An 18,039-nucleotide genomic window follows, 5' to 3' on the forward strand; every position below is an offset into this window, starting at 1 on the left:
GGTGATCAAGGTCGATAAGCAGCTTCCGCTCGTCACCGCGCTCGATCCGCAGGCGCGCCGGCCCGTGCAGGGCGAGCAGGCCGTGCAGCGCCAGCGCAAGCAGACGCCGGCTGCCGAGCAGGCGCCGCCGCCGCGCGCCAAGAGCGCCGCCTTCAACCTGCAGCTCAACCAGCAGCTGACCTCGATGCAGGCCGCCGACAGCTACCTGGGCGAGCTGGCCGGGCGCCTCGGTCAGCTCAAGCTCAGCCTCAGCCGTGAACTGAGCAACGCCCAGAGCGGCGAGCGTGAGGGGCTCAAGCGCGAACTGGAGCAGGTGCGCAAGCTGCTCGCCGAGCGTGGTCAGCGCTCCGCCGAGGCGCTGGATGCGGGCTTCAAGTTGCGTCTCAACGAGCCGGTGCGCAGCCGCTTCAGCCTGCAGGGCCTGGACTCCATCGCCACAGTGCAGCAGGCCGGCAAGGAAACCCTGCTGTTCAGTGCCGGTCGCAAGCTGGCCGAGCCGTTGGCGGTGGTGCTTGATGAAGGCCTGAGCGAGCAGCAGATTCTGCGTCGCTTCAATGCCGGCCTCGGCCCGGCGGGTATTCGCGCCGAACTCGATAGCGGCGGTGCGCTCAGGTTCAGCGCCCGTGAAAGCGAGTGGCAGCAACTCAAGGGCGAGCTGCGCGTGCAGGGTGAGGGCAAGCTGGCGCCGCCGGGTGCCGCGCCGCTGGCCAGCCAGGAAGAACAGCTGTTGCGCCTGCCCGATGCCGCGCGCCTGGAAGGTGCGCGTGAACTGCGGCGGGCACTGGATGAGGTGGTTACCGCGCTGGACAGGATCGGTGCGCTGCGTGAACAGCTCAGCCATCGCCAGGAGGAGATTCGCGAATTTCTCGCCCGCCATGCCGAGCAGAACGAGCGCGAGTGGGCGCGGGATTTTGCCGGCGAAGTGTTCAACCTGATGCGCCGCAGCCCCAGCAGTTATGCCGCAGTGACCCAGACTGTGGTGGCTCAGGCCAATATCAGCCGTTCCAGCGTGGTCAGTCTGCTGTCCTGACCGCTGCAATTTCGACTCTGGCCGCCAGTCGTTTCCCCCTTGCTTCACGACGACTGACGGCTTTTTTATTCGCGGCCGCTGCTGAGGCGGACGACCGGTCGTCCGCTTCATGACTGGTTGCACAGAATGATGGCGTTATACCAGCTATCATCGCGCCCTTTTTCGCAGCATCTGGGCCGTGCGCCCGTCGAAACTGCCCTCCCGCATTCCAATAAAAAACCCCGCATTCAAGGGTTCAACCCGTTACCGGTGGCGCGTGCCTCCGGTGCATTGCCTCGTTCTCGAATTTTGGAGTACCGACGTGTTGAAGAAGTACCTGCCCCTCATTCTGCTGGCCTGCTCAATGCTGGTCAGCACGCCCGGCCTGGCGCAGTTGAGCGATTCCGAGGCCATGAACATGGCCGGCCTGCAGCGCTCGCTCGGCCAGCGCATGGCCAAGGACTACCTGATGATCGGCGCCGACGTGCGCGTGGACGCTGCGCAGCGTCAGCTGCAGGAAACCGTTCAGCGCTTCGATGCCAGTCACAAGGCCCTTAGCGAATACGCCCCCAACGCCGAGATCAAAGCTGCGCTGGCTCAGGTCAGCGCCACCTGGGCGAACTACCGCCAACAGGTCGAAGCCAAGCCGGACCCCGCCAAGGCCGCGCAGGTGCTGGCCAACGCCGAAACCCTGCTGCAGCAGACCCAGGCCGTTACCGACGCGATGGCCAAGCACCTCGGCGAGATGGGCGCCACCGTCAATCGCAGCGGCTGGGCACGCGTACAGACCCAGCGTATCGCCATGCTCTACATGGCCAAATCCTGGAACGTGCAGTCACCGGATCTGGATGCCAAGCTGGACACTGCGGTGAACGACTTCGAAACCATCCTCAAGGAGTTGGAAGCTCGTGGTACGCCGAACGATGAAATCGCCAACGCACAGCGACGCGCTCGCGCCCACTGGGGCTTCACCCTCAAGGGTATCGACCTGCACGCCAAGCAGGACTTCGTACCGACCGTTATCACCGTCAGCACCGACTCGCTGTTCCGCCAGCTCAACGAGTTGACTCGTCTGTACGCCGGCCTGAAGGCCCGCGAGTCCTGATAGCCATTCGCCGGCTCGTCACCTTGGTTACCTGATTTTGCGTTATAAACAAACGCAATTAGGGCTGAGGTGACGGGTATGAGCGAGGCAACTGATCAGGCGGTTTACAAGACCCTGCTGGAGTCCACCCGGGCAATTCCCTGGAAGATCGACTGGAAGACCATGACCTTTGCCTACATCGGCCCGCAGATCGAAACGCTGCTGGGCTGGTCGCAGGCCAGCTGGGTCAGCGCCGAGGACTGGGCCACGCGCATGCACCCGGATGATCGCGAGAAGGTGGTGGAATTCTGCATCTCGCAGTCGCAGAACGGCGTCGATCACGAAGCCGACTACCGGGCGCTGACCGCCGCTGGCGGCTACGTGTGGATTCGCGACGTGGTGCATGTGGTGCGCGACGACACCGGCGAGGTGGACTCGCTGATTGGCTTCATGTTCGACATCAGCGAACGGAAGAAGACCGAGGAGCAGTTGCTGACCCTGCAGAAGCAGCTGGAGGAGTATTCCTACAAGGACGGCCTCACCGGCGTGGCCAACCGGCGCATGTTCGACACGGTGCTGGCCAGCGAGTGGGCCAATGCCCAGCGCACCCGGCAGCCGCTGTCATTGATCCTGCTGGATATCGATCACTTCAAGCAGTTCAACGACCACTACGGCCATATTCAGGGTGATGACTGCCTGAAGAGCGTCGGCCAGGCCCTGAGCCATGCGGTCAGCCGGCCACGGGATTTCGTCGGCCGTTTCGGTGGCGAGGAGTTCGTGCTGGTGCTGCCGGAGACCGACGAAGCGGCCGCCCGCCATATCGCCGAGCGCTGTCGCCAGCAGGTGCGTCAGCAGCGCATTCCCCACGAACGCTCTGCGGTGTCACCCATGCTCACCGTCAGCCTCGGTGTGGGCACCATAGTGCCGGGCGCGGGTGACCGTTCGCTGGATTTTCTCAACAGTGTCGACAAGCTGCTTTACCGGGCCAAGCAGCGCGGGCGTGATCGACTGGAGGTGGCCAGGATGTCCACCCACTCGACTCATGACGACACCGAAGACTCCCGTGCTTGAGCAATCGTTAATCTGAGCGTAACGATTGCGCTGGCTGCTTGATTGATGACTCCAGCGTCACGCTCCTAATGTGCTTCCACGACAGCGGAACTCGTGGAGTCTTCAATGACAACAACAATATCCCCACCGCCGCAGTGGTCGCGCCGGCGCGCGGAAAAAGCGCGGCGACTCGATCAGGTGCGCAATCTCGCCGATGGCGTGGTGCTGCCCAGCGACCAGATAGTCGCCGCCCTCGAAGCGCTGATCGCCCCAGGTGATCGCGTGGTGCTCGAAGGCAACAACCAGAAGCAGGCGGATTTTCTTTCCCGCTCGCTGGCCAAGGCCGACCCCGGCCGCCTGCACGACCTGCACATGATCATGCCCAGCGTCAGTCGCGCCGAGCACCTCGATCTGTTCGAGCGTGGCATCGCCCGCAAGCTCGATTTCTCCTTCGCCGGGCCGCAGAGCCTGCGCATTGGCCAACTGCTCGAAGACGGGCAGATGGAAGTCGGCGCCATCCACACCTATATCGAACTCTACTCGCGCCTGCTGGTGGACCTGATTCCCAACGTCGCGCTGGTCGCCGGCTTTCAGGCCGACCGCCACGGCAACATCTACACCGGCCCGAGCACCGAGGACACCCCGGCGCTGGTCGAACCCACTGCGTTTTCCGACGGCATCGTGATCTTCCAGGTCAACGAGATCGTCGACGAGCTGCCGCGCGTCGACATCCCCGCCTCCTGGGTCGACTTCGTGGTGGTGGCGGACAAGCCGTTCTACATCGAGCCGCTGTTCACCCGTGACCCGCGCCATATCAAGCCGGTGCACGTGCTGATGGCGATGATGGCGATCCGCGGCATCTACGAAAAACACAACGTGCAGTCGCTCAACCACGGCATCGGTTTCAACACCGCCGCCATCGAGCTGATCCTGCCCACCTACGGCGAATCGCTGGGCCTGAAGGGCAAGATCTGCCGCAACTGGACGCTCAATCCGCACCCGACGCTGATCCCGGCCATCGAGACCGGCTGGGTCGAGAGCGTGCACTGCTTCGGCACCGAACTGGGCATGGAGAACTACATCGCCCAGCGCCCGGATGTGTTCTTCACCGGCCGTGACGGCTCGATGCGTTCCAACCGCATGATGTGCCAGCTGGCCGGGCAGTACGCGGTCGACCTGTTCATCGGCGCCACCCTGCAGGTGGACGGCGATGGCCATTCTTCCACCGTGACCCGTGGCCGCCTGGCCGGCTTCGGCGGCGCGCCGAACATGGGGCATGACCCGCGTGGCCGGCGTCACTCGACACCCGCCTGGCTGGATATGCGCCCGGGCGACAGCGAAGCGCCGCTGCTCGAGCGCGGCAAGAAGCTGGTGGTGCAGATGGTCGAAACCTTCCAGGAAGGCGGCAAACCGACCTTCGTCGAGCAGCTCGATGCCGTCGACGTGGCCAAGAAAGCCGGCATGCCCCTGGCGCCGATCATGATTTACGGCGATGACGTCACCCATCTGCTCACCGAGGAAGGCATCGCCTACCTGTACAAGGCGCGCACCCTGGAAGAACGCCAGGCGATGATCGCGGCGGTGGCCGGCGTTACCGCCATCGGCCTGCGCCATGACCCGAAAGAGACTGCACGCATGCGCCGCGAGGGTCTGATCGCCCTGCCCGAAGACCTCGGCATCCGCCGTACCGATGCCAGCCGCGAACTGCTCGCGGCCAAGAGCATCGCCGAGCTGGTCGAGTGGTCGGGCGGCCTGTACAACCCGCCTGCCAAGTTCAGGAGCTGGTGATGAATGCACTGACTGCAATTCAGCCAACGCTCTCTTTAAGCGATTGGTTGGCCGACCTGGCGGTCGACGCGCTGATCGACGAGGCCGACCTGTCGCCCAAACCGGGGCTGGTCGACCGGCGTGGCAGCGGCGCCCACACCGACCTGCACCTGGGCCTGATGCACGCCTCGGCGCTGGCCCTGTGGCCGAGCTTCAAGGCCATGGCCGAGGCCGCGCAGCAATCTGGTGAGATCGATCAGGCGTTGCGTGAAGACGTCGGCCGCATCGGTCGCGAAGGCGAGGTGGAGATGCTGCGCGTCACCGGCGGCGTCAACACCCATCGCGGCGCGATTTGGGCTTTGGGGCTGCTCAGCAGCGCCGCCGCACTGGATGTCAGCGCGTCGGCAGCGGAGCAAGTAGCCCTGCGCGCCGCGCGCCTGGCCCTGCTCAATGACCGCGCGGCGCCCGTCACCGGCGACAGCCATGGTGCCCAGGTCTGTCGCCTGTACGGTGTGCATGGGGCCCGCGAAGAAGCGCAGCTGGGCTTTCCATCGGTGATCCAGCAGGCGCTGCCGCAACTGGCGCGCAGCCGCGCTGCCGGGGCAGGGGAGCAGAACGCCCGCCTCGACGCGTTGCTGGCGATCATGACCCAGCTGGCCGACACCTGCGTGCTGTATCGCGCCGGTATGGCCGGGCTGACCCGTATGCAGAGCGGTGCCCGCGCGGTGCTCGCCGCTGGCGGCTGCGCCAGCCTCGACGGTCGACGCCTGCTGCGTGATCTGGAACGCGACATGCTGCACCTGCGCGCCTCGCCTGGCGGCGCGGCCGATCTGCTCGCCGCCACCCTGTTCCTCGACCGCCTGCAGCATGGCCTGCCGGCGCAGCTTGGGAGTCTGTGAAATGGAAACCCTGTCTTTTCAATTCCCCGCCGGACAACCGGCCAAGGGCCGCGCGCTGGTGGGTTGCGTCGGCTCCGGCGACCTGGAAGTGATGCTCGAACCCGGCCAGGCCGGCACCCTCGCTATCGAAGTGGTCACCTCGGTCAACGGCAGCGCGCCGCGCTGGCAGCTCTTGTTCGAGCGCATGTTCGCTGAGCAACCAGTACCGGCGCTAAACATCGCCATCCACGATTTCGGCGCCACGCCCGGCGTGGTGCGCCTGCGCCTGGAACAGGGCCTGGAGGAACTCAATCATGGCTGAGCAGAACATTGCGCGCCTGTTGGCGCAGCGCAGCTTCACTGAACTCGGTGCCCGCGAGCGCGCCCGTGCATTGCTCGATACCGGCAGCTTTCGCGAGCTGCTCGATCCCTTCGCCCGGCTGATGTCGCCCTGGCTGCCCAAGCAGGGCATCGTGCCCCAGGCCGATGACGGTGTAGTGGTGGCCAAGGGGCTGATCGATGGCGCGCCTGCGGTGGTGATCGCCATCGAAGGCGCTTTCCAGGGCGGCAGCCTCGGTGAAGTGGGCGGGGCGAAGATCGCCGGAGCTCTGGAGCTGGCCGCTGAAGACAACAAGAGCGGCACGCCGACCCGCGCCGTGCTGCTGCTGGAAACCGGCGGCGTGCGCCTGCAGGAAGCCAACCTGGGCCTGGCGGCCATCGCCGAGATCCAGGCCGCCATCGTCGAGCTGCGCCAGTACCAGCCGGTGATCGGTCTGGTCGCCGGCCCGGTCGGCTGCTTTGGCGGCATGTCCATCGCCGCCGGGCTGTGCAGCTACCTGCTGGTGACCCGCGAGGCGCGCCTGGGGCTCAACGGCCCGCAGGTGATCGAGCAGGAAGCCGGGCTGGACGAATACGACTCGCGCGACCGTCCCTTTATCTGGAGCCTGACCGGCGGCGAGCAGCGCCACGCCAGCGGCCTGGTCGACGGCTATGTCGGCGATGACGTCGAGGCGATTCGCGGCGAGCTGCACCGTTTGTTTGCCCAGGGCAAACCAGAGATCGAGCGCAGCCGTCGCCACGCCTGGTTCCTGCGGCGCCTGGCTGATGTCGACACCGCCGTCCAGGCCGATGCCGCTGCCGTGCGCAGCGCTTACCAGGGAGCATGAACATGAGCACAGTCCAAGAACAACGTGGCCTGCACTGGTTCCAGGCCCTGGCAGGCGATGCCCGGCCGCAACAGGGTTTGCCGGCCTCGCTGCGCGTAGCCGATGGCGAACTGGCCGGTCAGGCGGTGCGCTATCTGGCGGTGATCGCCGATGCCGACAATCCCTTTCCCCGTGCCCGCAATGGCGAGGTCGGTCTGCTCGAAGGCTGGGGCCTGGCCCAGGCGGTGGACGAGGCTATCGAAGCCGACCGCGACCAGGTACACAAGCGCGCACTGATCGCCATCGTCGATGTGCCGAGCCAGGCCTATGGTCGCCGCGAGGAGGCCTACGGCATCCACCAGGCGCTGGCCGGTGCGGTGGATGCCTATGCCCGTGCTCGCCTGGCCGGGCATGCAGTGATCGGTTTGCTGGTCGGCAAGGCCATGTCCGGCGCCTTTCTCGCTCACGGCTACCAGGCCAATCGGCTGATCGCCCTGCGCGACGCCGGGGTGATGGTGCATGCCATGGGCAAGGCCGCCGCCGCGCGTATCACCCTGCGCAGCGTCGATGAGCTTGAAGCGCTGGCCGCCACGGTGCCGCCGATGGCCTACGACCTGGACAACTACGCCTCGCTCGGGATGCTTTCGGAGGTGCTCGATGTGGAGCAGGTGACGCAGCCGAGCGGCGCTGATCTGGCCCGCGTGCAGGACGCCCTGGGCCGCGCCCTGGCCGATATCGCCGGCAGCCCGCGCGATCTGAGTAACCGCCTGGGTGCTGCCAACCGCGCGGCGTCTTCGCAAGTGCGCGAACTGCTGCGCGCGCAGTGGTAGGAGCCGATCATGCATACCCCCCGTCCACATGACCTGCTCTGGGGCCTGCGCCCCGAGCAACTGCCGCAGGAGGCGCCGGCCTGGGCTCGCGCCGCCCTGGGTGCGCATGTGCCGGTGGTGGTGCGCCGTGCTCCGGCCGAGCCAGGCTGGGTCGCGGTGGGTGTCCGTGGCGCTGCGCGTGAACAGCGGCACGCCAGCTGGATGCGGGTGAGCGAAATCAGCCGGCTGGTCAGCCCGCAGGCGGTGGCACGGGCCGGACGCTGGCGCAGTCACGCGCAGCCACACTGGCCGGCGTTGCGCGCCCTGGGCCAGCTGGCGCCGCATCTGGATGCCCTGGGCGTGGCCTGGGGCGTCACCGGCAGCCTGGGTTTCGAGCTGGCCAGCGGCATCACGGCGGCGCACCCGGACAGCGATCTCGACTTGTCGTTACGTGCGCCCGATCTGCTTTCTCGCGCCGAGGCGCGGACATTGTGCGTGCTGCTGGACGCCGCGCCGGGGCGTATCGATCTGCAACTGGAAACCCCATATGGCGCCGTGGCCCTGCGTGAGTGGGCCGGCCAGACGCCACGTGTTTTGCTGAAAACCCAGAACGGCCCGCTGCTGGTCAGCGACCCGTGGCAGTTGCAGCAGGTGGCCGCGTGAGCACGCTCTGGGCCTTTCCCGGCCAGGGCGCGCAGCAGCCCGGCATGCTGCATGCCTTGCCCGCTGCCCCGGTGGTACAGGCCTGTATCGAGCAGGCCAGCGCCGCCCTGGGTGAAGACGTGCGCCTGTTGGACTCGCCCGAAGCGCTGCAAGCTACCCGCGCCGTGCAACTGTGCCTGCTGATTGCCGGTGTGGCGGCTTCGCGTCTGCTCAGCGAACGCGGCCATCGCCCCGACTACGTCGCCGGCCTGTCCATCGGTGCCTATGCCGCCGCCGTGGTGGCCGGTGCGCTGGACTACGCCGATGCCGTGCGCCTGGTCGCCCTGCGTGGCGAGCTGATGCAGCGCGCTTATCCTGATGGCTACGGCATGACCGCCATCCTCGGCCTCGACCAGAGCAGCGTCGAGCGCCTGCTGGCCGAAGCCGACGGCCCGGTGTACCTGGCCAATATCAATGCCGAAACCCAACTGGTGATCGCCGGCAGCGAGGCCGCCATGGCCGCCGTCGCCGAGCGTGCCCGTGCGCTGGGGGCGGGTGCGGCAAAGCGTTTGGCCATGAGCGTGCCGTCGCACTGCGAACTGCTCGATGCACCGGCTCGGGAGTTGGCGTCAGCATTCGCCAAGGTCGAGCTGCGGGCGCCGCAGGTACGCTACCTGAGCAGCAGCTCGGCGCGCCTGATCCGTGATCCCGAAGCCCTGCGCGACGACCTGGCCTGCAACATGAGCCGCGTCGTCGACTGGCAGGCCACCCTGGTCACCGCCTATGAGCGTGGCGTGGGCCTGCACCTGGAACTGCCGCCCGGTGGCGTGCTGACCGGGCTCGCCCGCCGCGTATTCGAACCCGGTCAGGCCATCGCCTTCAGCGGTGCCCGTCTGGATACACTCGACGCCATGTTGCGTCAGGAGGTAAGCCGCGACCGCTGAGCCGTAGCGTTTACCGAAGCACAAGAACAACAACTTCGATACGTAAGACGAGGACAACAACAATGATCATCTACGGTGTCGCCTTTCTGGCGTTCTGCACCCTGGCAGGAATCTTTATCGGTTCACTGCTGGGACAACTCATCGGCGTGCCCGCCAATGTCGGCGGTGTCGGCATCGCCATGCTGCTGCTTATCTTCCTCGGCAGTTACCTGAAAAAACGTGGCCTGTTCGTCGGCAAGTCGGAACAGGGCGTGGAGTTCTGGAGTGCCATCTACATCCCCATCGTGGTCGCCATGGCGGCTCAGCAAAACGTTTACGGCGCGCTCAGCGGTGGGCCGATGGCGATCATCGCCGGGACTGCCGCCGTGGTGGCCGGCTTCGCCCTGGTGCCGGTGCTCAGCCGTATCGGGCAAAAGAAGCCTGAAACCGATGCCACTTCCCCTCTGACCAAAGCGCCACGGTGATCAGCATGTACGAATCTCTGCTCAAGGTAGTCACCAGCTACGGCCTGCTCAGCGGCTTCGCCATCATCGGCATCACCATGTGGGTGTCCTACTGGATCTCCGACAAGTTCACCAAGGGCCGGCTGCACGGCTCGGCCATCGCCATCCTGCTCGGGTTGCTGCTGTCGTATATCGGCGGTGCCTATACCGGTGGGCAGAAGGGCCTGGTGGATATTCCGCTGTTCGCCGGCATCGGCCTGCTCGGCGGCGCCATGCTGCGCGACTTCGCCATCGTCGCCACCGGTTTCGGGGTCAGTGTCGAGGAGCTCAAGCGCGCCGGTGTCGCCGGGGTGCTGGCCTTGTTCGTCGGGGTGTTTTCGTCCTTCATCGCCGGTGTGGCAGTGGCCATGGCCTTCGGCTACACCGACGTGGTCAGCCTGACCACCATCGGCACCGGCGCGGTGACCTACATCGTCGGCCCGGTTACCGGTGCAGCACTCGGCGCCAGCTCCGACGTGATGGCACTGTCCATCGCCGCAGGGCTGATCAAGGCGATCCTGGTGATGGTGGCGACGCCTTTCGTCGCGCCCTACATCGGCCTGGACAATCCGCGCAGCGCGGTGATCTTCGGTGGTCTGATGGGGACTTCCAGTGGCGTGGCCGGCGGCCTGGCCGCGACCGATCCCAAGCTGGTGCCGTACGGTTGCCTGACGGCTGCGTTCTACACCGCACTGGGCTGCCTGCTCGGCCCATCCTTGCTCTACTTTCTGATGCGCGGCCTTCTGGGCTGACACTTCGCCCGCCTTCAAGGCGGGCTTTTTTATTCGCTCATCGTGGCGCGTTCCTGCCTGTGCCAGGCGCACAGGCAGGGGCAGGTGACCTTATTCGGGCAGTTGGCAGCCCTTCTGACGCAGCGATTCGATGACCCATCTGCGGTCGTTCTGGCCGGCGGCGATGCGTTCGAGCTGCGCAATTTCCGCGCGGTTCTTGGCGTCGGCGCGTTCATACACACCAGCGACTTCGTCGTAGGGCACGCACAGCAGGCCATCGTCGTCGCCGATCAGCAGATCGCCCGGCTCGATGACCATGCCGTCGATGGCGATTGGTACATTGATTTCACCCGGGCCGTCCTTGTACGGGCCGCGATGGGTGATACCGGCGGCGAACAGGGGGAAGTCACCGGCGCGGATGGCTGCTGCATCGCGGATCGCCCCGTTGATGACGATGCCGGCAACTCCGCGCGTGGCGGCGTAGGCCACCATCATTTCGCCGATCAGGGCGTTGCTCAGGTCACCGCCAGCGTCGACCACCACCACGTCGCCGGGTTCGGCGATATCCAGTGCATGGTGCAGCATCAGGTTGTCACCCGGACGGGCCTTGACCGTCAGCGCCGGGCCGGCCAGGACGCCGCCGCCATGCATCGGACGCAGACGTGAGCCACCGGCGGTCATCCGGTTCATCGAGTCGCTGACGCAGGCGACAGGAACGTGGCGGAAACGCTCGACCCACTCCGCGCTGACTTTGCGAGCGGCAGGCAGGACCCTGAATCCGATGGACATGAATTGATACCTCGTGATGATGATAGTCATTGTGGGTTTATGAAATGTCATTTCATAAATATCATTGAGAGGTACGGGTATACAACAGTCGCACAGGCGATTGCTGGGTCAATTTGGGTGTTTTTTGGGTCGTCTCGCGGGTGAAGGGCCTGTGCATGGCCGATTGTCGTCAGGCAAAAAGCTCTTATTGAAATGCCATTTCTTTATGCTAGTCTGGATTGACCGTCGCCGGGCTGCCTCCCGGAAGCAGACGAACCAACAAGAACAAGGTACGCACCATGACTCGAAGCACCCTGGGCAGCAGCCCGGCGCTATCGCCATCTGCCATGGCCTTTGCCGCCGCAGCGGCCGTCAAGCGCTCTGCGACCCGGCCCCATGGGCTGTCCGCCGAACTTCCCGCCCCCATCGCCGCTGACCAGTCTTGGGCTGTCACCGCCCGCCTGGGAATGGTCAGCCCTGAGTTGCCCTGCGCATCGCGCTCGCCCTTGCCGCGAAGTCACGCGCCCCGCGCCATCCGCGCAAGGCACTGACCCCGTTCGATTACAACAAGACGGCTTTTCGCGGTTGGCGGACGGCGCGCAGCTCTGCGCGGCGCTCTGGCACCTCGTCAGGCCCCGGCCATACAGACGTTGTCACGAGGAACTGATCATGGGATTCGCCAAACGCTATCTGCTTTCCAGCCTGGTACTGATCGGTAGCGCCGCTGCCGCTGTGGCGCACGCCGCCAACTGGACTGGCTACACCTATTCCGCCGTATCCACCACTGCCGCGGTGCAGGGCATGGAGCGGATTTCCCAGCGCATCAAGGCGGATACCGACGGAGACCTGTCGATCACCCTGCACCTGGGCAAGACCCTGCAGATTTCGTCGACCGATATCACGCAGGCTGCCGGTGACGGTATCGTCGATTTCGCCGCTGACCTGTTCTTCTCCGGCAACGTGCAGATCGCGCGCATCCTCAACCTGCCGATGTTGATCAACAACGCCGAGGAATGGGACAAGGCCTACAAGGTCATGGAGCCTTACCTCAAGGAGGGTTTCGCCAAACAGGGTGTGGCCTATCTGGGCAGCTACCGCTACCCGCAGCAGACCCTGTTCACGCGTTTCGAGATGCACGGCCTGGACGACCTGGCTGGGCGCAAGATTCGCGTCACCTCGCCGGAGCAGGGCGCCTTCGTCGAGGCCTTCGGTGGTTCGGCGATCACCCTGGCTGGCACCGACGTGCCCAGTGCTCTGGAGCGCGGGGTGATCGACGGTGTGCTGACGGCCAGCGCGGGTGGGGCGAAGAACTGGCACGAATTCCTGCCGAACAACTACCGCCTGCCGGTCAGCTACGCCTTCAGTGCGCTGATCGCCAATCAGGATTCCTACGACGATCTGTCCGACGCCACCCGCGCCAAGCTCGATGCCATCGTCGCTGACGAAATCATCAAGATCGACCAGGGTTTCATCGAAGACGAGGAAGTGCAGAAGCAGAGCCAGGCCAAGGCCGGGATGAAGATCGTCGAGGTCGATGCGGCGACCGTCGCTGCCGCGCAGCAGAAGCTGGCGCCGTTCTGGCGTGAATGGGCCAAAGGCGCTGGCCCGCAATACGAGAAGGTCCTCGGCGAAGTCCTGCAAGCCCTTGGTAAGTAAGAGCCGGAGCCGACCATGAGCGAAGTAGATCTGCAGGCAGGGCAGCCGGTTTCGGCTGGCCGCCTATTCGATGGCGTGGCCGCGCTGGTGCGCTTCATCACCGGCCTGGCGCTGGTCTCGCTGGTGCTGCTGGTGTGCGCGGAGATTGTTTCGCGCTCGTTCTTCAGCTACTCGCTGAAGGTCATGGAAGAGCTGGCGGGTTACCTGGTGGTCGGCCTCACCCTGTTCGGCGCCAGTCTCAGCCTGCGCAGCAATAGCCTGTTCCAGGTCGGCTTCGTTCTGCATGCGCTGCCGGCAGCTCTGCAGCGCGTGCTCAACCTGCTGTTCCAGTTGATCTCGCTGGGCGTTTGCGCGGTGCTGATCTGGCAGACCGGCAAGCTGGTGCTGAGCTCCTATGCGCGTGGCAACGTTGCCCCCACCACGCTGATGACGCCGCTGTGGATTCCGCAACTGTTGGTGCCGCTGGGCCTGTCGATGATTGCCATCTTCATCATCGAACAGCTGATCGTCACGCTGCGCGCCAAGAGGGCTGAATGATGGATGCTGCCATCGCTTTCATCGTGCTGCTGGTGCTGATCATCGGCGGTCTGTGGGTGCAGTTCGCGGTCGGCGCAGCGGCGCTGATCTACCTGTTCCTGTTCAAGGGCGTTACTGGCTGGAAGGCACTCGGCCTGGTCAGTTGGGGTTCGGCCAACAGCTTTACCCTGGCTGCCATTCCACTGTTCATCCTGATGGCCGAGATTCTCCTGGCCAGTGGCCTGAGCGGGCGTCTGTACAACGGCATCGCGCCGTTCGTGAAGCGCCTGCCTGGCGGCCTGCTGCATACCAACATCGTCGGCAGCGGCGTGTTCGCTGCCGTGGCGGGCGGCAGTGCGCCGACGGCGGCGGCCATGTCTACCGTGGCCTTGCCGGCGTTATCCGCGCGCGGTTACAACCGCCGGCTGGTAGCCGGTTCGCTGGCCGCTGGCGGCACCCTGGGGATTCTCATCCCGCCGTCGATCACCATGATCATCTACGCCACTTTCACCGAAACCTCGATCGCCAAGTTGTTCGCTGCCGGCCTGATCCCGGGCATTCTGCTCGGCGCCTGCTACAGCCTGTTCATCATGGCGCGTGCGCTGCTCAACAAGGATCTGGTGCCGCGCGACACGCAACAGCGCTCGCTGCGCGATTACCTGCAGGCACTGAGCGACGTGCTCCCCTTCGGCCTGTTGATCCTGATGATCCTCGGCAGCATCTACAGCGGCCTGGCCACCCCGACCGAGGCCGGAGCACTGGGCGTGGTCGGCGCGATGTTGATTGCCGCGCTGTACCGTCGGCTGAATCTGGCCATGCTGCGCTCGGCCATGTCGCGCACCCTGCTGATGAGCGGCAACGTGCTGTTCATCGTGTTCATCTCGATGATCTTCGCCTACGCCACCGCGCTGTCCGGGGTGGGGGAACAGATGGTCGACTGGGTGGCGCAGGCCGGCCTGTCCAAGGTCGGCCTGTTGCTGATCCTGATGCTGGTGTTCGCCATTCTCGGCTGCTTCATGGAAGGCCTGGGCATGATCGCCATCATCGTTCCGGTGATTTTCCCGACGCTGATGGCCATGGGTGTGGATCCGATCTGGTTCGGCATCTTCGTCGTCGTGCTGGTGGAACTGGGCCAGCTGACCCCGCCGCTGGGGGTGATCCTGTTCGTGGTCGCCGGTTCGGACAAGGACACCAGGGTGGAAGATGTGGTGATGGGCGTGCTGCCCTATTTCATCATCATCCTGGCCTTCCTGTTGCTGCTCATCGCGCTGCCCGACATCGCGCTGTGGTTCCCCAATCTGACCGTTGGAGGTTGATAGCATGGCCTTTCCCCATCCCGATCCGCTGCTGATCGAGGCCGAAGTCTTCACCAGTCTGCCGCCGGCGCTGCGCCGTCCCGCTGCGCGCTCCTACTGGGCCGACAAGAATCGTCGCGGCGCACCGGTGGACAGCTTTATCGAAGGGCCGTCGTTCGATCTGCAGGGCAACCTGTGGTTCGTCGACATCCCCTTCGGGCGCATCTTCCGCGCCTCGCCGGGCGGCGAGGTGGAACTGATGGCCGAGTACGACGGCCAGCCCAACGGCCTGAAGATCGATGCCCACGGGCGCATCTTCATCGCCGATTTCCGCAACGGCATCATGAGCCTCGACCCGGCCAGCGGTCAGGTCGAGACCGTGCTCGGCGATGCCGACAGCGAAGGCTTCAAGGGCTGCAACGATCTGCACTTCGGCCCTGATGGCGCGCTGTATTTCACCGATCAGGGGCAGACCGGCCTGCAGGATCCCAGTGGGCGTGTCTATCGCTGGTATCCGGACAGCGGCCGCCTGGATTGCCTGATCGACAAGGTGCCGAGCCCCAACGGTCTGGTGCTCGATAGCAGCGGGCACACCCTGTACGTGGCGGTGACCCGCGCCAATGCGGTCTGGCGTCTGCCGCTGTCGCAGAGCCAGCGGGTGGTCAAGGCCGGGCTGTTTCTGCAGTTCTCCGGCGGCCGCGCCGGGCCGGATGGCCTGGCGCTGACCCGCGACAACGGCGTGGTGGTCTGCCAGACCGGCATGGGCCTGGTGTGGGTGCACGATGCCCTCGGCATTCCGATTGCGGTGGTGCGCTCGCCCAAGGGCCTGGGTACCACCAACTGCGCTTTCGGCGGACCGGACGGGCGCACGCTGTACATCACCGAGTCCGACTCGGGCTCCATTCTGCGCGCCGAGCTGCCGGTGGCGGGGCAGCCGATGGCCTCGGGCTGGGGCTTGCGCTAGGTCATCGTTCGCGGCGCGGCGCCGTCGCCAGGAGGGGGGCGCCGCGCGCCTCATCTTCACGCCATGCGCTACAAATGTGGCGCATCCGGTCGTCGGGGCTCGATAATGCTCGGCAAACTGCTAAATCGTCTGTCGATGAGGAACTCTTGATGATCAAAACACGCCCTCGCCCGGCCGTCAGTGGCGTCGCTTCGGCCGACCGCGTTCTGACCGTGTTGACCGCGTTTCAGGTGGGTGATGTTTCGTTGGGGCTGGTCGAGCTCGCCGAGCGCACCGGCCTGAACAAGAGCACCATCATGCGCCTGACGGTATCGCTGGAAACCTTCGGTCTGATCAATCGCATGGCCGATGGGCGCTACCAGCTGGCCAGCGAGGTCATGCGCCTGAATGCCGTCTACCAGGACGCCCTCGACCTGGAGCGGCATGTCATGCCGGTGCTGCAGGCGCTGACCGACGAAACCGGCGAAACCGCCTCGCTCTACGTGCGCCATGGCGCCTATCGCCTGTGCCAGTATCGGGTCAACTCGCCGCATCGCCTGCGTCTGCACCTGCAGCCAGGCGACATGCGGCCTATGGACAATGCTGCCGGCGCCCAGGCGCTGCGTACCAGCATCGACAAGGCGCGAACCCTCACCGAGCCGTTCTACTCCAGCGGGGTCACCGACCCACATGCGGCGGCCATGGCGCTGCCGATCTTCGGCGCGGGTGATGAGATGGTCGGTGCGCTGATGATCTCCGGGCCTGCCAGCCGGCTCACCGAGGAGCGTGCCGGCATTCTGCGCGAGGCGTTCTGCAAGGCAGCGGCCGATCTGGCTCGCAGCCTGGGTTGCAAGGTCGATTTCACCTGGGGCTGAAGGCGGCTGAGCTGTGGTAGTGCGTCGGTCTGTCTGACCGCGTGCGGCCCATGAGTGAGCAGATACTCCGCGAAACGCCCCTCTGGCCCATGGCCTTGCTGGCTTAGGGTCGGCAGGCTACACGCCTTGCCATTTATCGAAATGGCATTTCTTTTTTGTATTTTTAATTGCGCTGATCTCGTCATGAATCTGGGTTTTTGCTCGGTTTTGTTGTGGTTTCGCTGGAGTCTTCTTTTCCTTTTTCTTATTTTTGAAATGCCGTTTCTTTATGGTAATCTGCCTACTGCTCCGGTGGGGTAGCCCCGCCGTTGGTGAACATAAAAGAACAAGGTACGCACCATGAATCGAAGCATCCTGGTTACAGGTCCGGCGTTGTCGCCTTCTGCCATGGCCTTCGCCGCCGAACAGGGCGTCAAGGTCATTCCGACCCGGCCTTACGCGCCGCTCGACGAGCTCCTCGCCATCATCGCCAGCGAGCAGCCGGGTGCGGCCATCGTCCGTCAGGGCAAGTTCGCTCGCGAACTGATCGACGCTGCGCCCGATCTGAAGATCATCGCCAAGCATGGTGTGGGCTACGACACCATCGACATTCAGGCTGCAGCCGCACGCAATATCCCGGTGACCATCGCCCTGGGTGCCAATGCCCAGTCGGTGGCCGAGCATGCCTTCGCCCTGATGTTCGCCGTGGCCCGCCAGGTGGCCTGGCTGGATGGCCGTATGCGCGCCGGTCACTGGGACAAGGCCACCGCCAAGGGCGTGGAGCTGTCCGGCAAGACCCTGGGCCTGGTCGGCCTGGGCTCGATTGGCGGGATCCTGCTCGACCTGGTCGCGCCGCTGAAGATGCAGGTGCGTATTTTCGATCCTTACCTGAAGCATCTGCCTGAGCGTGACAACGTCAGTCGCGAGAGCGACTTCCAGCGCCTGCTCGAAGAGTGCGACGTGATCAGCCTGCACTGTCCGCTGACCGCCGATAACCGCCACCTTATTGGCGCCGAGCAGCTCAAGCTGATGAAGCCCGAGAGCATTCTGGTCAACACGGCGCGTGGTGAGCTGATCGACAGTCAGGCGCTGGCGGCCGCGCTGCGTGCCGGCGAGATTGGCGGGGCCGGCCTGGATACCTTCGAGCAGGAGCCGCCAGCAGCCGACAGCGAGCTGTGGTCGCTGGGCAATCTGGTGGCGACCCCGCATGTGGGGGCCAACACGCAGGCGTCGCAGGATCGTGTAGGCCTGCTTGCGGTGCAGCAGATCGTCGCCCACTGGGCCGGCGAAGCGCTGGAGCCGCGTTGCGTGGTCAACCGCCACCTGCTGCCAGGGGGCTGAGCAGCACTGCGGGCCGTTGACACGAGCCGGCCCGAGCGGGCTCGCTAGCGCCCCGAACTGACACCCAGCTTCACACTGAGCGCCGCATGTGTGCGGTGTTCGCTATTCCCACAATAAAAACAAGG

General features: G+C 65.2%; 19 protein-coding genes. 18 read left to right on the forward strand and 1 reads right to left on the reverse strand.

Translation table 11 applies throughout. The features are described from left to right. Nucleotides 1-4: 4 nt before the first annotated feature. From PCLY_RS00180 to madM, 12 genes are all read left to right on the forward strand, one after another. On the forward strand, nt 5-1,030 hold the full coding sequence (locus PCLY_RS00180) for a hypothetical protein (RefSeq protein WP_061237373.1): 1,026 nt from the start codon (nt 5-7) through the stop codon (nt 1,028-1,030). A gap of 301 nt (nt 1,031-1,331) precedes the next feature. Beyond that, nucleotides 1,332-2,114, forward strand: a complete 783-nt coding sequence (locus PCLY_RS00185) for a type IV pili methyl-accepting chemotaxis transducer N-terminal domain-containing protein (protein WP_061237159.1) — start codon at nt 1,332-1,334, stop codon at nt 2,112-2,114. A gap of 78 nt (nt 2,115-2,192) precedes the next feature. Continuing rightward, the gene (locus tag PCLY_RS00190) at nt 2,193-3,164 is read left to right on the forward strand and encodes a sensor domain-containing diguanylate cyclase (protein ID WP_061237160.1); all 972 of its coding nucleotides are present in this window, start codon (nt 2,193-2,195) and stop codon (nt 3,162-3,164) included. 105 nt (nt 3,165-3,269) lie between these two features. Beyond that, nucleotides 3,270-4,931, forward strand: coding sequence for a malonate decarboxylase subunit alpha (mdcA, locus tag PCLY_RS00195; protein WP_061237162.1), 1,662 nt, complete (start codon nt 3,270-3,272; stop codon nt 4,929-4,931). Next, complete coding sequence (locus tag PCLY_RS00200; RefSeq protein ID WP_061237164.1) at nt 4,931-5,809, forward strand: triphosphoribosyl-dephospho-CoA synthase; 879 nt, start codon at nt 4,931-4,933, stop codon at nt 5,807-5,809. The genes mdcA and PCLY_RS00200 overlap by 1 nt, the downstream gene beginning before the upstream one ends. A 1-nt stretch (nt 5,810) precedes the next feature. Beyond that, a complete protein-coding gene (locus PCLY_RS00205) occupies nt 5,811-6,110 on the forward strand; it encodes a malonate decarboxylase subunit delta (protein WP_061237166.1) in 300 nt (99 codons plus the stop codon). After that, nucleotides 6,103-6,954 (forward strand): biotin-independent malonate decarboxylase subunit beta, encoded by an 852-nt coding sequence (locus PCLY_RS00210; RefSeq protein ID WP_061237168.1) that lies wholly within the window; start codon nt 6,103-6,105, stop codon nt 6,952-6,954. Before PCLY_RS00205 ends, PCLY_RS00210 begins: the two co-directional genes overlap by 8 nt. Before the next feature lie 2 nt (nt 6,955-6,956). Further along, nucleotides 6,957-7,763, forward strand: coding sequence for a biotin-independent malonate decarboxylase subunit gamma (gene mdcE, locus PCLY_RS00215; RefSeq protein WP_061237169.1), 807 nt, complete (start codon nt 6,957-6,959; stop codon nt 7,761-7,763). A gap of 9 nt (nt 7,764-7,772) precedes the next feature. After that, nucleotides 7,773-8,405 (forward strand): malonate decarboxylase holo-ACP synthase, encoded by a 633-nt coding sequence (locus PCLY_RS00220; protein WP_061237171.1) that lies wholly within the window; start codon nt 7,773-7,775, stop codon nt 8,403-8,405. Continuing rightward, on the forward strand, nt 8,402-9,328 hold the full coding sequence (gene mdcH, locus PCLY_RS00225) for a malonate decarboxylase subunit epsilon (RefSeq protein WP_061237173.1): 927 nt from the start codon (nt 8,402-8,404) through the stop codon (nt 9,326-9,328). The genes PCLY_RS00220 and mdcH overlap by 4 nt, the downstream gene beginning before the upstream one ends. A 62-nt stretch (nt 9,329-9,390) precedes the next feature. Further along, a complete protein-coding gene (madL, locus tag PCLY_RS00230) occupies nt 9,391-9,792 on the forward strand; it encodes a malonate transporter subunit MadL (protein ID WP_061237175.1) in 402 nt (133 codons plus the stop codon). Nucleotides 9,793-9,797: 5 nt separating this feature from the next. Further along, the gene (madM, locus tag PCLY_RS00235) at nt 9,798-10,562 is read left to right on the forward strand and encodes a malonate transporter subunit MadM (RefSeq protein ID WP_061237374.1); all 765 of its coding nucleotides are present in this window, start codon (nt 9,798-9,800) and stop codon (nt 10,560-10,562) included. A gap of 90 nt (nt 10,563-10,652) precedes the next feature. Here the strand turns inward: madM and PCLY_RS00240 are convergent, their stop codons facing one another. Then, nucleotides 10,653-11,330: an RraA family protein gene (locus tag PCLY_RS00240; RefSeq protein ID WP_061237177.1), complete on the reverse strand. Its 678-nt coding sequence runs from the start codon at nt 11,328-11,330 to the stop codon at nt 10,653-10,655. Between the two features lie 648 nt (nt 11,331-11,978). Here PCLY_RS00240 and dctP point away from each other — a divergent pair. From dctP to PCLY_RS00270, 6 genes are all read left to right on the forward strand, one after another. Then, nucleotides 11,979-12,965, forward strand: a complete 987-nt coding sequence (gene dctP, locus PCLY_RS00245; protein WP_061237179.1) for a TRAP transporter substrate-binding protein DctP — start codon at nt 11,979-11,981, stop codon at nt 12,963-12,965. A 15-nt stretch (nt 12,966-12,980) separates the two neighbouring features. After that, nucleotides 12,981-13,502 carry a TRAP transporter small permease gene (locus PCLY_RS00250; RefSeq protein WP_061237181.1) on the forward strand — a complete coding sequence of 174 codons (522 nt, stop codon included), beginning with the start codon at nt 12,981-12,983 and terminating at the stop codon, nt 13,500-13,502. Continuing rightward, nucleotides 13,499-14,797, forward strand: coding sequence for a TRAP transporter large permease (locus tag PCLY_RS00255; RefSeq protein ID WP_197432109.1), 1,299 nt, complete (start codon nt 13,499-13,501; stop codon nt 14,795-14,797). The genes PCLY_RS00250 and PCLY_RS00255 overlap by 4 nt, the downstream gene beginning before the upstream one ends. Nucleotides 14,798-14,801: 4 nt before the next feature. Further along, nucleotides 14,802-15,740, forward strand: coding sequence for an SMP-30/gluconolactonase/LRE family protein (locus PCLY_RS00260; RefSeq protein WP_061237183.1), 939 nt, complete (start codon nt 14,802-14,804; stop codon nt 15,738-15,740). A 149-nt stretch (nt 15,741-15,889) separates the two neighbouring features. Further along, entirely contained in the window at nt 15,890-16,594 is a 705-nt protein-coding gene (locus PCLY_RS00265; protein WP_061237185.1) for an IclR family transcriptional regulator, read from the forward strand. A 339-nt stretch (nt 16,595-16,933) separates the two neighbouring features. Further along, nucleotides 16,934-17,914: a hydroxyacid dehydrogenase gene (locus tag PCLY_RS00270; protein ID WP_061237187.1), complete on the forward strand. Its 981-nt coding sequence runs from the start codon at nt 16,934-16,936 to the stop codon at nt 17,912-17,914. Nucleotides 17,915-18,039: the final 125 nt, after the last annotated feature.

This window comes from Ectopseudomonas composti (assembly GCF_001567565.1).
GTDB classification, from domain to species: domain Bacteria; phylum Pseudomonadota; class Gammaproteobacteria; order Pseudomonadales; family Pseudomonadaceae; genus Aquipseudomonas; species Aquipseudomonas composti_A.